The following is a 15,028-nucleotide window of genomic DNA, read 5'->3' as shown; positions in this document are numbered from 1 at the left end:
CCCGCCTGCTCGCCGGGTCCGCCGCGTTGGCCGACGGCCAGGCCCGAGGGCGGCGGGCTGGGCGGGGTGCCCCCGCTCGCGGAGGGCTGTGTCGGCAAGCCGGATGCCTGGCCGCTCTGGAGCCCGGCCTGGCTCGGGGCGGTGCCTGCCGGGGAACCAGGCCCGCTGCCTGGGGCGGCGGGCGGGCCGTCCACGGGGCCTGGGCCGGAAGTCGGGCGGCCCTCGGTGGCGCGGGGTGTGCGTGGTGTCGCCGGGCGTGGGGCGGCGACGGTCACCGGCTCCGGTCCGATCGGGAGCGGCCCGCCGCCCGGCACCCCGGGTGGGAGCTTCGCGGGCGCGTCCGGTGGGTCGGCGGCGACGAGGCTCTGCTCGAACGCCTGCATCACCTCGACCGCCTCGGCCTTCTTGTTCGCGGCCAGGAGCGACGCGCCGAACCAGCTCGCGCCCGCGCCAGAGACGGAACCGAGCGCGAAGTTCGGCCCGGCCGCCACGCCGCCTGCCAGCGCGCCGTACGAGGTCGCGGCGCTGACGTCGACCGGTGCCGGCATCCGCGCCTGCGCCCTGCTGAGCGCCTCCGACGCGCGGAGCACCGCCGAGGACAGCGCCGCCGCGTGCTCGGCGACCGCGGTACCGCCAGTGCTGTGCTCGTCGAGTGTGCCGTCGAACGCGCCGGACGCCTTGCCCTGCCACACCTCCGCCACCTGCTGGCGCCGGGACGACAGCTCGTCCGCGCACTCGTACGCGCCGCGGCCGAGCTCGTCCAGCACCGTGGACTGCTCACCCACCTGGCCGGGGTCGGCGTCGGCGCACACCATCGCGTACAGCTCCTCGTGGCTGTAGGCGTTCCAGTCGGTGCCGCCCGGCAGGGTGGGGGAGTCGAACACGCCGTGCCAGGTCTGGGTGATCTCCCTCCGCAGCGTCGAGGCAGCCGCCCCCGCCGCGTCGGCCACCGGCGCGAGCACCGCCCCGACGGCAGCGTCGATGCCGCCCGTGACCGTGTCGAGAAAATCCACCGCGACTCCCCAGCTCGGACAATTCGGCGAACCGACATTACACGAGCAGCGAACCACTCCGCGACGCCACTTTTCACTGGAACCGCAAGGAAAGTCACCCGATCGGAGCAGTCGGCACAATGCGGCCGAACCCCGTGAATTCAACCGCTTTCGACGGTGATTTCCCGGGTCAGGGGGCCGCGCACATGGCTGAGGCGGGACTGCTCCGGGCGGAGCAATCTCGCGGTCGCACTGTTTCCGTGACGCTGGAGCGGGCAGACCTCCCCTAGTTCCCAGGAAGGAGCGCGTGATGTCGACCGCAGCCATTGTGATCTTGGTGGTCGTCCTGCTCGCGGTGTTGTTCGCGGCAGGGTGGTTCTTCGGCGGACAGGCACGCAGCCGCAGGCTGCGCAACCGGTTCGGCCCGGAGTACGACCACCGGCTCGAGACAGCCGAGAATCGGCGTGTCGCAGAGCGTGAGCTGACGGAACGGGAGAAGCGGCACGCGAAGCTCTCGTTGCGGCCACTGCCGGATGCCGCGCGTGTGCGTTACGCCGAGCAGTGGACGCAGGTGCAGGAACGCTTCGTCGACTCGCCGCACGAGGCCGTGGCGGACGCGGAGGAGCTGGTGCACACCGTGATGCGCGAACGTGGTTACCCCATGGAAGGCTTCGAGCAGCAGGCCGCCGATCTGTCCGTCGAGCACGCGTCCGCAGTGGACGGATACCGCGCCGCGCACGAGATCCGCGACAGGAACGACCAGGCGGACACCGAGTCCCTTCGTACCGCGCTGGTGCATTACCGAGAGATCTTCCGCGAGCTGACCGGCGACACCGCCGAGGTGCCTGTGCAGCGGGCAGACGAGGTCGACAACCACGACGAGCGAAAGGCCCACCATGCGTAACGTCGAGCACAAGAACCCCGCGGACCGGACGGACGATCCGGACCGGATGGACGACGTGGACCGTATCGACACCGTGGACCGTCAGGAAACCCTGACGACGGAACCGGTTGTCGCCGGACCGCGAGATGCCGAACCGCTGCCCGCCGGGCCGTATCCCACGGAGCCGGGCACGGCCGAGCCGTTGCCCGTCGACGAGTCCGGTCTGGAGACCGGTGAGAACGGGAGAACGGACCACGACCCGAGACCGGACCACACCACGGACCTGGTCACGGACGACGTCAAGGACGACGCCACGGTTCATGACACGGACGACGACACGGTTCATGACACGGACGACGACACGGTTCACGACGCGGACGACGACACGGTTCACGCCGAGACCCACGCCGAGGCCCGCGACACGGTCCACGACACTGAGGTGTTCACCGGCGAGGCCGTGACCCGGCTGCGCGCGCGGTGGCGTGAGCTGCAGGCGGACTTCGTCGATGACCCGCAGCGTGCCGTGCGGGACGCCGATGACGTGCTCGACGAGGTGCTCCGGACCATCACCGAGCACCGGGAGCGGCTCGCGGGCGAGTGGCAGGACCACACCGACACCGAGGACCTGCGGCTCGCGATGCAGGGGTACCGCGCGTTCTTCGACCGCCTGCTGCCGATGAGCTGAAACACGTTTCCCTGGCACCCGTGACGCCGGTGGATCCGCATTGCGGATCCACCGGCGTCCACGCTGTGTGGATCAGACCAAGGACGGCCGTCGGGGATCGAGCATGTCGACGCCGTCGGCTTCGAGAAGTTGCTCCAAGGCTTCCAGTCCCTGGTCCCGGCGGTAACCGGCTTCGGCGGCAGTGATCGGGACGAGCCAGAGCACCTGGACAGGTGTGTCATCCGCATCGCAGTGTTCCAGTTTCGGCCCATACGGATATGGCAGCGACACCAGCAGATGACCAGCGATGGCATCGTCCATCCATGGTCGACCGATGTTGATGGTTGAGCCGGTCGCGAGCCGGTGTGCCGGATCGGCGTGAAGATGGGCAACCATCGTCAACGTCTCCACATGAGACGGTGACTCGGTCGGGGACAGGATGAAGAACTCCTTACCATCCCTTCCGTTTGTGGCTTGCCACGCTCCGACACTTGCGTAGATCCAGGGCTCGGAAGGGTTCCCAGGCGCAACCCGGCGCACCCGGAAACCGGGCAGAACTCTGCCAATAGGTCCTGACGTCCACTCAAACTCCTTGTGATCCCGGCCCTGCCAGAAGCTCGAATAGTGCTGTCGGACGGCGTCATCGCCGGATGCCATGTGAACCCCCACTCTCTTTGTCCCCCACAGGATGCCGATGTCCTGGATTAGCTCGCCACTATGCCGCGTTCGATGGCTTCGGTCGCGAACTCGACGAGCCTGCTCGCCGACACGCGTGCCTGCTGTGAGCCGCCGTGTACGAGGTCGTCGGCGACGCCGATGAGCGAGTCCCACACCCAGTAGGCCATGGCGGGATGGTCGACCAGTGCCACGCCCTGTGCGGTGGCGGCCTCCCGCAACGCCTTCTCCAGTGCGCGGGCCATGCGGCGGAACACCGTCGCCGACGTGACGGCCCGCTTGCCCTTCGGCCCGCCCGCGAGCACCTTCGACTCCCACTGCTGCGCGGACCGCCCGAACAGCCGCCACAGCTCGCGCACCTGCGGCAGGATCGCGGTCAGCACCCCGGCGATCCCGACCCCGCGGTCCAGCTGGTCGAGCGTGCCCGTCATGTCCGCCAGCCGGTCGGACATCAGCGCGACGAACACGTCCTCCTTGCCGTCGAAGTACTGGTACACGGTGCCGGAGCTGACGCCCGCTCCGACGGCGATCGCGCGCATGGTCAGCGCGGCGTAGCCGGCGTCGGCGAGCAGTTCCTCCGCGGAGCGCAGGATGTCGCGCCTGCGGCCCTCGGCGTCACCCCACGCGGTGGGTTCGGTGCTGTCCACGGGCCCAGCATATCGAACGTTGTCCGATTTTCATTCTGGACAACGTTCAAAATGGGCATATCATCGAGTCATGATGACCCATCTCGACCGACTCGAGGCGGAGAGCATCGACATCCTGCGCGAGGCGGTCGCCGAGAGCGAGCGCCCGGTCCTGCTGTACTCGATCGGCAAGGACTCCTCGACCCTGCTGCACCTCGCGCGCAAGGCGTTCCACCCGTCGAAGCCGCCGTTCCCGCTGCTGCACGTGGACACGACGTGGAAGTTCCGGGAGATGATCACCTTCCGCGACCGGACCGCGGCGGAGCTGGGCCTCGAGCTGATCGTGCACCGCAACCCGGAGTGCCTCGCGCTCGGCATCAACCCGTTCGACCATGGTTCGGCCACCCACACCGACATGTGGAAGACCCACGGACTGCGGCAGGCGCTCGAGAAGCACCGGTTCGACCTCGCGTTCGGCGGCGCACGGCGGGACGAGGAACCGGTGCGGGCCAAGGAACGCGTGTTCTCCTTCCGCACGGTCGACCACCGGTGGGAGCCCCGCGACCAGCGGCCCGAGCTGTGGCGGCTGTACAACGCGCGCATCGCGCCGGGGGAGAGCATCCGCGTGTTCCCGCTGTCGGACTGGACCGAGCTGGACGTGTGGCGCTACCTCGAACGCGAGCGGATTCCCGTGGTGCCGCTGTACTTCGCGGCCCGCAGGCCGGTCGTCGAGCGGGACGGTGTGCTGATCATGGTCGACGACGACCGGCTGCCGCTGCGCCCCGGGGAGACCCCGGAGCTGCGGACGGTGCGGTTCCGGACGCTGGGCTGCTACCCGCTGACCGGCGCGGTCGAGAGCACGGCGACGACCCTCGCGGAGATCGTCGCGGAGACCGAGACCGCGGAGACCTCGGAGCGGCAGGGCCGGGTGATCGACCGCGACCAGTCCGGGTCGATGGAGCGCAAGAAGCGGGAAGGGTACTTCTGAGATGGACCTTCTGCGGTTCCTGACCTGTGGCAGCGTGGACGACGGCAAGAGCACGCTGATCGGCCGCCTCCTCTACGACACGCACGCGCTCTACCGCGACCAGGTGGCGGCGCTCACCGAGTCCGGCCTCGACTTCGCGTCGCTGGTGGACGGGCTGCTGGCCGAACGCGAGCAGGGCATCACCATCGACGTCGCCTACCGCTACTTCTCCACCCCGGCACGGAGTTTCATCGTCGCCGACACCCCGGGGCACGAGCAGTACACGAGGAACATGGTGACCGGCGCCTCCACCTCGGACGCGGCGGTGCTGCTCCTCGACGCGCGTGCCGGGCTGCTGCGCCAGACCCGCAGGCACAGCCACGTGGTCGCGCTGCTCGGCATCCGGCGGGTGGCGCTCGCGGTGAACAAGATGGACCTGGTGGACTTCGACCGGGCGCGGTTCACCGAGATCGCCGACGAGTACCGGGAGTTCGCGGCGAGCCTCGGCATCGACGAGGTGACGTGCGTGCCGACCGCCGCGCTGGCTGGCGCCAACGTGGTCCACCGCACGGACCGGACCCCATGGTACGACGGGCCGACGCTGCTCGAGTGGCTGGAGACCGTGCCTGCCGACCCTCGGCCGGGGCCGTTCCGGATGATCGTGCGGTGGGTGAACCGGCCGGAGCCGGACGGTGCCGGTGCCCCGTCCAGGCGGATACGGCACGATTCTCGACAGCCCCGCCGACCGCCGGCCGCGTTGCCGAAAGGCCTGAGTACAACCCGGTACGAGGACCTTTCGGCGCCTTGCCGGCGAACACCGGGATCCGCCGATAACCACCCCAATCCACCTGGACGGGGCACTGACCATGAACCCTTCCGCGGCGCGTCCGGTCTCGTGGTCGGCGGCGCGGTGCGTGTCGGTGACGTGGTGCGGGTGCTGCCGGGGACCGAGGAGAGCACGGTCGCGCGGCTGGTCACCTTCGACGGCGACCTCGACGAGGCGGAGGCGGGTCAGTCGGTGACGGTCGTGCTCGCCGACGACATCGACGTGTCCCGCGGCGCGGTGCTCGCGACCGCCGACCCGCCTGGCGTGGCCGACGCGGCCCAGGCGGACCTGATCTGGTTGTCGGAGGAGGAACTGCTGCCGGGCAGGCGGTACCTCGCCAAGATCGGGGCGCGGACCGTGGGGCTGACCGTGGACGCACCGAAGCACCGCGTCGACGTCGACACCGGTGCCCGGCTGGCGGCGCGAACGTTGCACCTCAACGAGATCGGCGTCGGCAACGTCCACTTCGACCAGCCGGTGGCGCTCGACCCCTACGGCGCCAACCGGGACCTCGGCGGGTTCATCGTGATCGACCGCCTCACCAACGCGACGGTCGGCGCGGGGCTCGTCCGCTTCCCGCTGCGACGGGCGGCGAACGTGCGGTGGCAGGCGATGTCGGTGACCAAGCGGATGCGGGCCGACCTGAACGGGCACCGCGGCTGCGTCGTCTGGTTCACCGGCCTGTCCGGCGCCGGCAAGTCGACGATCGCGGACCTGACCGAGCAGCGGCTGCACGCGGCTGACCGGCACACGTTCGTGCTGGACGGCGACAACGTGCGGCACGGGCTGAACAAGGACCTCGGGTTCACCGACGCCGACCGGGTCGAGAACGTCCGCCGGGTCGCGGAGGTCGCGGGCCTGATGGTCGACGCCGGGCTGGTCGTGCTGGTGTCGTTCATCTCCCCGTTCCGCGCCGAACGCGAGCTGGCCAGAGGGATTGTGGCGCAGGACGAGTTCTGTGAGGTGTTCGTCGACACCCCGCTCCACGTGGCGGAACAACGCGACCCGAAGGGCCTGTACGCCAAGGCACGCAGGGGTGAGCTGCCGAACTTCACCGGCATCGACTCCCCGTACGAGCCGCCGGAGAACCCGGAACTCCGCCTGGACACGACAACACTGACCGCGGCGGAAGCCGCGGACGCGGTACTGGCGCGCCTAGGACGGCTGGGAGTGATGTAACGCCTCGGCTCTGGCCTTGAGTGCCCGCGCCACCGAGTCGAAACCCGCCTTCACCCACGCGCCGGTCATCGCCATGACCTTGTCCGCGTACTTGCCGCTGATCGCGTCGGTCGTGTGGTACGCGCATCGGCCGGGTCCGAGTCGGGTGACCCACTGGTCCCGCACCGCGAAGATGCCGGGCATCTCGTCGGCGGTGTCGTAGCGCAGGTGGTGCGGCGGGTCCACGATCCGCACCCACTCACGGTTCACGAACGTGCCGTCCGAGCCGTCGGGGTTCGGCAGCGTCAGATCGATCGGCGTGCCGACCTCCAGGGTCGTCGACACGGCGACGGTGTAGGGATTCCACTGTGGATAGTGCGCGAAGTCGGTCAGCACGTCCCACACGAACGCCGATGGCGCGGCGATCTCCGCCGTCACGGACGTGATCAGCTGGCTCATGCCGGCATGTGCTCCCCGCCGTTGACGTCCAGTACCGCGCCCGTGACCTCGGAAGCCAGACGGGACAACAGGTACAGGATCGCACCAGCACACGCCTCGTCGGTCGGGATGCGGCCGAGCGGGTTGCGCGCGGCGATCTCGTCGTACACGTCCTGCTCGGTGACGCCGCGCTGCTGGGCCGTCATCGTCAGGTAGAACCGCACGCCGGGCCCGTCGAGCCAGCCGAGCACCGCCTGGTTGACCCGGATGCCCCGCTCGCCAAGCTCCAGCGCGAGGTACTGCGTCGCGCACCCCATGGCCGCCTTCGCCACCGCGTAGCCACCCTCGCCCCGCATCGGCTTGCGGGTGGACATGGTGCCCACGTTGACGATCGAGCCGCCGCCGGTCATGTGTGGCACCGCAGCGCGTGTCATCGCGAGCGCGCCGTGCAGGATGATGTCCACCGACCGGCGCAGCTGCTTGTCCGGGGTGGCGAGCAGGTCGTGGAACCCTGGGTGCGAGTACGCCGAGTTCACCAGCCCCGTCACCCGGCCGAACCGCTCGACCGCGGTGGCCACGACCCGTTCGACGTCGTCGGTCTTCCTGACGTCGCACGGCACGCCGACCGCCTCGCCGCCCGCGGCCTCGACCTCCTTCGCCACCTGGTCCATCACCTGCGTCGACCGGGCCGCCATCACGACCTTCGCGCCCTCCGCCGCCGCGCGGGCCGCGAGTTTCGCGCCAAGGCCAGCGCCCACCCCGGACACGATCACGACCTCGCCGTCGAGAATCATGACGTCACCTCCTCGTAGAACGCGAAGTCCCGCGCCAGTCCCGCCTCGGTGAGCCCGAAGTCCTCGGCCGTGTAGGTGTGTTTCCCGTGCCGCTGCTCCCGGTTGTGCGCCACGTACCCGGTGAACGCGGCCTCGTCGGCTGGCAGCCCCAGCTCGGCCGTCACCCGCACCGCCGCCGCGACCGGATCGGCCACCAGGTCGGCGAACCGGACGTCCACGAACCGGTCCGGGCGCTCGCGCCGCACCTCGGTGAACTCCCGCAGTGTCCGCGCGAACCGGGCGGACCAGTACCGGCCGATCTCGACGGGGTCGACCAGATCGCTGTACTGGCCGGTCATCGACGCGACCATCGAGGCGTAGGACGGCACGGCCGAGACCGGCGAGCGGTGCGTCATGACGATCCGGCAGCCGGGGAACGTGTCGAGCACGGTGCGCACGGCGGTGAGGTGGTGCGGCGACTTGAGCACCCACGGCCTGCCTTCGCGGGCCGGGTCCTGCCACTGCAGCACCTGCAGCCACTCCCGCAGCTCCCGGTACGCGGGCGCCTGATCGGCGCCGCGTAACCACGTCCCGTAGGAGGGCACCCGGTAGAAGGAGTCGAAACTCATCGAGGTGAACGTGCGGTCGAGCAGGATCACGTCCTCCTCGGGGCCGTCCCACTCGATCGTGTGAATGTCGCCGAAATCGGGGGACATCTGGAGGAACAGCTCGGCGCGTTCCCGCGCACGCTGCTTGCGTTCGGCGGCGTCCGGGCCCTCGCCGGGAAAGGGCAGCGGGTAGGACGTCTCCCACGACAGCGTCGAGGTGACGTGCCGGGACGCGGCGAGGAGCCGGTGCAGCAGCGTGGAGCCGGTGCGCGGCAGGCCGCAGATCTCGGCGGCGACCGTGACCTGTTCCTCGAGGATCCCGGGGTGCTCGGCCTGCAGCCGCCGCAGCCGCAACCGGTCCGCGAGCAGGGCGGTGAGGCGGCGCCGGGTGAGCGCCAGCCCCAGTTCGGACAGGCGGGCCTCCTCGTTCAGCGCGCCGGCCAGCACGCCGAGCGGCTCGGTGAACCAGTCGTCGCCGTAGTCGGTGAGACCGGTCTTCTCCCGCGCGGCGGCAAGCAGGTCGTCGACGGTGATCATGAGGCCTCCAGGTCGATCACGCGGCACTCCGGGATCGGGTGATGGCCGGCACCCAGCCAGCGCAGCAACGCGGTGCCGCTGGTGTGCCCGCACGTGTCGATCCAGTTGCCCCAGCCGGGATCCCGCGGCGCGACGACGATCGTGAGGCGGCCGTCGTCCAGCGTCGCGGTGTGCTTGTTGACGGTGACGCGGCGGTCGTGGTCCAGCGACTCCATCCACCAGTTGTCCAGCTGGAAGTTCCAGTACGGGCAGTCCGGCACGTCGGTCTCGATCACCCACGCCTGCCCGGGTTCGAGCGTCCAGTAGCCGTGCAGGTAGTAGATCTCGGGGTCACCGCCCGCCCGCTGGAACATCTCCTGCCCGAAGTCGGGCAGCTCGTTGGGGCGCGTCATGAACAGTTCGGTCCAGCCCGCGAACGTGGCCGCCGTGCCGTGCACCGACAGCGCCGCCCGCCGCAGTGCCCTGGCGAGGAACTCCGGCGACAGCTCGGCCGGTTCGGCGGGCCCGCCGACGGACTCGATCCGCCACCGGCCGGGCACCTCGGTGGTGCGGTCGAGGTAGGTCTGGCGCACCACGAGACCGGTCGAGTCGGGTGCCAGCGGTAACCAGTTCTTGTCGTGGGGGGTGGCGCTCGCGATGATCTCCACGGTGCCGTCGGCCTCGACCACCATGTCCCTGTCCGACAGCTCGCCGGTGGAGGCCATGGTGCCGTCCTTGGCGTACCGGTTGGCCTTGGAGCCGATGCTGAAGTAGGCGATCGTGCCGCGGGTGCCGGTGATCCGGTAGGTGCGGTCGCCTCGGATGTTCGCCGACAGGTACACGTTGTCGGGGTTGTCCGCGCCGATCTTGGTGCGGTCCAGCTCGTGCAGGCGCGGGAAGTCCGGGTCGGCGTTCTCGACCGTCGAATACAGCATCTCGCGCACCAGCCGGGTCAGGTACCGGTAGCCCTCCACCCGATCGAGTGGTGTCGCGGGCGCCTTGTCGCGAAGCACCACTTCGCCCGCCCGTTCCAGCGCGCGGCAGAACTCGGTCCAGGCCTGCCCGGAGAGGACCCCGTCGACCTCGTCGGTCATGCGTACCTCCCGTGAATCTAGAACACGTTCTACCAGAGGTGGCCTGTTCCGGACAACGTTCAGAACCACGGTGCTGACCTACCATGGAGTCATGGCCGATCACCGTCTGCCCCAGGTGGACAACCTGCGCACCCTGATGGTGGCGTGGGTGATCGGCGCACACGCGTTGATGGGTTACCTGGCGGTCGGTGGCTGGGCCTACGACGAGGTCAACGAGGTCACGTTCGCGCCGGGTGCGGAACTCGTGGTCACCGCGCTGATCGGGCCCTCCGGGTTGTTCGTGATCGGCGCGTTCTTCTTCGTGTCCGGGCTGTTCACGCCGGAGTCGGCGGCGCGGAAGGGCCGCAGCGCGTTCGCGATGGACCGCATCGTGCGGCTCGGGCTGCCGTGGGCGGTGTCCGCGCTGGTGGCGTGGCCACTGTCGGTGTGGCTCGCCTACCGCGTGGCCGGGCACGAAGTGACGCCGTGGGCGCTCGTCGCAGAGCGGGAGCCGTTCCTCGACTCCGGCGCGTTGTGGTTCGCGCTGGTGCTGCTGATCTACTCGCTCGGCTACGCGCTCTGGCCGCGCCGCGCCACCGGCTCGGAACTGAACGGGCACCACCTGGTGCTGGCGGCGGCCGGTGTCGCGGCGGCGAGTTTCCTGACCCGGCTGGTGTTCCCGGCCCGCAGCGGTCAGCCTGGCGACCTGCACCTGTGGCAGTGGCCGCAGTGCCTGGGCATGTTCCTGCTCGGTATCGCGGCCGCCCGGTCCGGGTGGGCACGTGCGCTGCCGGACCGCCTCTTCCGGTCGAGCGGCGTCGTCGCGGGTGTGACGGTCGTCTTCGTGCCGGTCGCCGCGCTCGCCCTTGGCATCACGAACGCGGCCACGGGCGTCGACGACTTCGTCGGTGGCTGGCACTGGCAGGCGCTGCTCACCGCGGTGGTCGAGGGCGTGCTCGTGGTGTCCGGTTCGGTGTGGCTGCTCGGCTTCGCGCAGCGGCGGTTCACCTGGAACGGCCCGCTCGCGACCGCCTGCGCGCGAGCCGCCTTCCCCGCGTTCGTGATGCAGGGCCCGGTGCTGATCCTGCTCGCGATCGCGCAGCGGCCACTCCCGTTGCCCGCCGAGGCCAAGGCGCCGCTGCTGGTGGTCGCCGCGCTGGTGGCCAGCTTCTGGCTTGGCCACCTGATGACCGCACGCGGCACCCGGCAGGTCCCCGCCGTGCGGACCGTGGAGTCCTGACTGTCAGCGCTGCCCGCCCTGGATCGGCCCCGGCCGTGCTTCCGCCGCGTCGGCGACTGCCTTCGCCGCCGCGTCGGCCGCTCTGGCCTCGTCCTCGGCGACCTCCTTGGTCAGCTCCACCGCCACGGGTTCCTCGCGGGTGGCCGGGGACTTCGGCAGCGACTCCGTGAACGCCTTCGTCACTCCCGACAGCGCCGCCGTGAACTCGCTGGGGATCACGAAGAACGTGTTGTTCGGGCCCTGAGCGAGCTGCGGCAGCGTCTGGAGGTACTGGTAGGCGAGCAGCTTCGGGTCGGGGTCGTTGCGGTGCACGGCCTGGAACACCGTCTCGATCGCCTTCGCCTCGCCCTCCGCCTTGAGGATGCGCGCGGTCCGGTTGCCCTCGGCACGCAGGACGGCGGACTGCTTGTCGCCCTCCGCGGTGAGGATCTGGGACTGCCGCTGGCCTTCCGCGCCGAGGATCGCGGCGCGCTTGTCCCGCTCCGCGCGCATCTGCTTCTCCATGGCGTCCTTGATGGTCTTCGGCGGGTCGATCGCCTTGATCTCCACCCGGTTGACGCGGATGCCCCACCGGCCGGTCGCGTCGTCGAGGACGCCGCGCAGCTGGCTGTTGATCGTGTCGCGGGACGTCAGCGTCATCTCGAGGTCCATCGAGCCGACCACGTTGCGCAGCGTGGTGACCGTCAGCTGCTCGACGGCCTGCAGGTAGTTGGCGATCTCGTACGCGGCCGCGCGCGGGTCGGTGACCTGGAAGTACAGCACCGTGTCGATCTCGACGACCAGGTTGTCCTCGGTGATGACCGGCTGGGGCTGGAACGACACGACCTGCTCGCGGAGGTCGATCGCGGTGTACACCCGGTCGACGAACGGGATGACGAAGTTGAGGCCGGGCTGCAGCGTCTTGGTGTAGCGGCCGAGCCGTTCCACGTTGCGCGCGCGGGCCTGCGGCACGATCCGGACCGCACGGAAGACGGTGAACACCACGAGCAGGACCACGAGGACGGTCACGATGAGAAGGGCAGAGATCTCCATGTTCACTCCATGGGGTAAACGTAGGCGGTGGTGCCGCTGATGCGCATCACGTTGACCGCGGTGCCTTCCGGGATGACGGTGACCTCGTCGAAGGACCTGGCGGACCACTCCTCGCCGTCGATGCGCACGAGCCCGTCACGGTCGTTCACCTCGCGGAGCACGAACGCGCGCTTGCCAACCAGAGCGTCGACACCGAACCGCTCCAGCTGTGGCCTGCTCATGTGCCGCAACGCGATCGGCCGCACGAGAAGCACGCCGGCCACCGACGCCACCACGAACGCGGCCAGTTGGAAGGGAAGCGGCAGCCCCAGAGCGGCGATCACGGCGGGCACGATGGCGGCGGCCCCGAGCACCCCGAGGGCCGCGGTGAGCGTGAAGATCTCCGCGACGCCGAACACCACCGCGATGATCAGCCAGATCAGCCACAGCTCCATCCGGCCTCCCCAGCGCGCATGCGTCAGTCCATGCCGACCAGACTTCCCGGCGCACCCTTGTCACCCACAGTAGCACCGGCCGGCCGGCCGGGCCTGGCGCTGCCCGCGACGCGATCGGACGGGGTGTGGCGTGGCCCGGCTCTCGTTTGCGGTGGTCAGCGGCGGGTACGACTGGCGGCAGGTTTGACAAGTGCCGAAGGAGACATGTGGCGGACACGGCGGCGGTCGTCTACGTGGCGGCCGGTGCGGCGACGCTCGCGGCCGCGCTGCTGCCACGGCTGCTCGGCCGCGCGCCGGTGTCGATGCCGATGGTGTTCCTCGCGGTCGGCGCGTGTGCGTTCGGGTTGATCGGGCCGCTTGGCCCGCCAGACCCGCGCCAGCACGATGCGCTGACCCTTCACCTCACCGAGCTGTGCGTGATCGTCTCGCTGATGGGTGCCGGGCTCGCGCTCAGCCGGCCGCCAGGGTGGCGGCGGTGGGCCACCACGTGGCGGCTGCTGGGGATCACGATGCCGCTCACGATCATCGCGGTCGCGGTCCTCGGCTGGGCGATGCTGGGGCTCGGGGCGGCGGCCGCGTTGCTGGTCGCCGCCGCGCTCGCGCCGACCGACCCGGTGCTGGCGACCGAGGTGCAGGTCGCGGAGCCAACGGAGGACCCGGAGAAGGACGAGGACGAGGTGCGGTTCGCGCTCACCTCGGAGGCCGGCCTCAACGACGGGCTCGCGTTCCCGTTCACCTACGCGGCGGTGGCGATCAGCGTCGCCGGGATCGCGCCGTCCGGCTGGCTGGGGGAGTGGCTCGCGCTCGACGTGCTCTGGCGCCTCGCCGCGGGGCTCGTGGTCGGTCTGGGCGCGGGCTGGCTCCTGCGCAAGCTGTTCTTCGCCGCGCCGTCGGAGCGGTTCCGCCTCGCCGAGCACGCGGAGGGCTTCGTCGCGCTCGCGGCCACCTTCCTGGCCTACGGGGCCGCCGAGTTGGTCGAGGGCTACGGCTTCGTCGCGGTGTTCGTGTGCGCGTGCACCATCCGCGCGGGCGAGCGGTCGCACGGCTACCACCGGGTGCTGCACCAGTACGTCGAACAGGTCGAGCGGATGCTCACCGTGCTGGTGATCTTCCTGCTCGGCGGCGCCGCCGCGACCGGGCTGCTCGCGGGCACGACCTGGCAGGAGGTGCTCCTCGCCGCGCTCGTGCTGGTCGTCATCCGGCCGGTCACGAGCATCGTCGCGCTGGCGGGCAGCAGCGCAGGACCGCGTGAGCGCGCCGCGATCGCGGTGTTCGGCGTGCGGGGCGTCGGTTCGGTGTTCTACGTCGCCTACGGGCTGCAGGCCGGTGACTTCGCCGAGGCCGACCAGGTGTGGCGGATCGTCGCGATCGTGGTGATCGGGTCGATCGTGCTCCACGGGATCAGCGCGACCCCGGTAATGCGGCGACTGGACCAGCTGCGGGATGAGAAGGTCAGCCCGCCTCCCCGGAATTAGAGGCGGCGCTGAGAAGTAAACTGCTCGCAATATCGCGAGGGTGGGAGGATTTGGTAGGCCAAGGAAATGGTTGATGCTTCCCAGTTCGAAAAACTGACAACGGTCGCCAAGGCTGACGGCGTTCAGCAGTTGGTCGTCGGCGCGGTCGTGCAACACGAAGGCAAGGTGCTGCTGTTGCAACGCCCGGACGACGACTTCATGGGCGGCATCTTCGAGTTGCCGAGTGGCAAGGTCGATCCAGGCGAATCCCTGGACGACGCATTGCGGCGCGAGGTCAAGGAAGAGAGCTTCCTCGACATTTCCGCGATTCGCGAGTACATCGGCAGCTTCGACTACGAGTCAGGGAGTGGCAAGAAGAGCCGTCAGTTCAACTTCAGCGTTGATGTTCGCGCGGCCGAGCCGATCGAGCTGACTGAGCACGACGCCTATCTCTGGGCTCCACTGCATGACGACCTTCCCGTCACGGACGCGGTGAAAGACGTGCTCCAGAAGTACCGGGAGCTGCGGGCGGTCCGGCGCGACTAGTGGCCCGGCCCAGAACGTTCACCATGTCTCGACCCGCCCACGACGCGCCTGGACGGGTTGCCGGAACGGCCGAGTACACCCAGTACGCGCGCCGTCCCGTCGCCCCGCCCAGCCACGCCGTGG

At 70.0% G+C, this 15,028-nt stretch carries 16 protein-coding genes; 7 read left to right on the top strand and 9 right to left on the bottom strand.

Features of this window, described 5'->3' with window-relative positions; translation table 11 throughout:
- Positions 1-1,013 (bottom strand): hypothetical protein (locus WBA97_RS00475; RefSeq protein WP_424228602.1); only part of this gene is annotated, 1,013 nt, incomplete at its 3' end.
- A 289-nt stretch (positions 1,014-1,302) separates the two neighbouring features.
- Here WBA97_RS00475 and WBA97_RS00470 point away from each other — a divergent pair.
- On the top strand, positions 1,303-1,896 hold the full coding sequence (locus WBA97_RS00470; RefSeq protein ID WP_424228601.1) for a hypothetical protein: 594 nt from the start codon (positions 1,303-1,305) through the stop codon (positions 1,894-1,896).
- Entirely contained in the window at positions 1,889-2,560 is a 672-nt protein-coding gene (locus WBA97_RS00465) for a hypothetical protein (protein WP_424228600.1), read from the top strand. The genes WBA97_RS00470 and WBA97_RS00465 overlap by 8 nt, the downstream gene beginning before the upstream one ends.
- Positions 2,561-2,632: 72 nt before the next feature.
- Here WBA97_RS00465 and WBA97_RS00460 read toward each other — a convergent pair whose 3' ends face one another.
- Together WBA97_RS00460 and WBA97_RS00455 are read right to left on the bottom strand one after the other, a co-directional pair.
- On the bottom strand, positions 2,633-2,950 hold the full coding sequence (locus WBA97_RS00460; RefSeq protein WP_424228599.1) for a suppressor of fused domain protein: 318 nt from the start codon (positions 2,948-2,950) through the stop codon (positions 2,633-2,635).
- 293 nt (positions 2,951-3,243) lie between these two features.
- Entirely contained in the window at positions 3,244-3,861 is a 618-nt protein-coding gene (locus WBA97_RS00455) for a TetR/AcrR family transcriptional regulator (protein WP_424228598.1), read from the bottom strand.
- A 70-nt stretch (positions 3,862-3,931) separates the two neighbouring features.
- Between WBA97_RS00455 and cysD the strand changes: the two genes are divergently transcribed.
- Together cysD and cysC are read left to right on the top strand one after the other, a co-directional pair.
- A complete protein-coding gene (gene cysD / locus WBA97_RS00450) occupies positions 3,932-4,828 on the top strand; it encodes a sulfate adenylyltransferase subunit CysD (protein WP_424228597.1) in 897 nt (298 codons plus the stop codon).
- Position 4,829: 1 nt separating this feature from the next.
- Positions 4,830-6,812: an adenylyl-sulfate kinase gene (cysC, locus tag WBA97_RS00445; protein ID WP_424228596.1), complete on the top strand. Its 1,983-nt coding sequence runs from the start codon at positions 4,830-4,832 to the stop codon at positions 6,810-6,812.
- Here cysC and WBA97_RS00440 read toward each other — a convergent pair.
- The 4 genes from WBA97_RS00440 to WBA97_RS00425 are packed head-to-tail and all read right to left on the bottom strand — an operon-like array spanning position 6,789 to position 10,220.
- Positions 6,789-7,250 carry an SRPBCC family protein gene (locus tag WBA97_RS00440; protein ID WP_424228595.1) on the bottom strand — a complete coding sequence of 154 codons (462 nt, stop codon included), beginning with the start codon at positions 7,248-7,250 and terminating at the stop codon, positions 6,789-6,791. The genes cysC and WBA97_RS00440 overlap by 24 nt on opposite strands.
- Positions 7,247-8,023: an SDR family oxidoreductase gene (locus WBA97_RS00435; RefSeq protein ID WP_424228594.1), complete on the bottom strand. Its 777-nt coding sequence runs from the start codon at positions 8,021-8,023 to the stop codon at positions 7,247-7,249. The genes WBA97_RS00440 and WBA97_RS00435 overlap by 4 nt, the downstream gene beginning before the upstream one ends.
- Entirely contained in the window at positions 8,020-9,147 is a 1,128-nt protein-coding gene (locus tag WBA97_RS00430; protein WP_424228593.1) for a sulfotransferase family protein, read from the bottom strand. The genes WBA97_RS00435 and WBA97_RS00430 overlap by 4 nt, the downstream gene beginning before the upstream one ends.
- Positions 9,144-10,220 (bottom strand): DUF1214 domain-containing protein, encoded by a 1,077-nt coding sequence (locus WBA97_RS00425; RefSeq protein ID WP_424228592.1) that lies wholly within the window; start codon positions 10,218-10,220, stop codon positions 9,144-9,146. Before WBA97_RS00425 ends, WBA97_RS00430 begins: the two co-directional genes overlap by 4 nt.
- Positions 10,221-10,311: 91 nt before the next feature.
- Here WBA97_RS00425 and WBA97_RS00420 point away from each other — a divergent pair, with 91 nt between their 5' ends.
- Positions 10,312-11,439: an acyltransferase family protein gene (locus WBA97_RS00420; protein WP_424228591.1), complete on the top strand. Its 1,128-nt coding sequence runs from the start codon at positions 10,312-10,314 to the stop codon at positions 11,437-11,439.
- Between the two features lie 3 nt (positions 11,440-11,442).
- On the opposite strand, the gene WBA97_RS00415 is transcribed toward WBA97_RS00420, so the two are convergent.
- Together WBA97_RS00415 and WBA97_RS00410 are read right to left on the bottom strand one after the other, a co-directional pair.
- Entirely contained in the window at positions 11,443-12,471 is a 1,029-nt protein-coding gene (locus tag WBA97_RS00415; RefSeq protein ID WP_424228590.1) for an SPFH domain-containing protein, read from the bottom strand.
- Between the two features lie 2 nt (positions 12,472-12,473).
- Positions 12,474-12,905, bottom strand: coding sequence for an NfeD family protein (locus WBA97_RS00410; protein ID WP_424228589.1), 432 nt, complete (start codon positions 12,903-12,905; stop codon positions 12,474-12,476).
- Positions 12,906-13,111: 206 nt separating this feature from the next.
- On the opposite strand from WBA97_RS00410, the gene WBA97_RS00405 reads away from it, so the two are divergent.
- Positions 13,112-14,380, top strand: a complete 1,269-nt coding sequence (locus tag WBA97_RS00405; RefSeq protein ID WP_424228588.1) for a cation:proton antiporter — start codon at positions 13,112-13,114, stop codon at positions 14,378-14,380.
- Between the two features lie 66 nt (positions 14,381-14,446).
- On the top strand, positions 14,447-14,905 hold the full coding sequence (locus tag WBA97_RS00400; RefSeq protein WP_424228587.1) for an NUDIX hydrolase: 459 nt from the start codon (positions 14,447-14,449) through the stop codon (positions 14,903-14,905).
- Positions 14,906-15,028: the final 123 nt, after the last annotated feature.

This window comes from Actinophytocola sp. (assembly GCF_049647105.1).
Lineage (GTDB): Bacteria > Actinomycetota > Actinomycetes > Mycobacteriales > Pseudonocardiaceae > Actinophytocola.
This window is presented reverse-complemented; position numbering and strand designations above follow the sequence as displayed.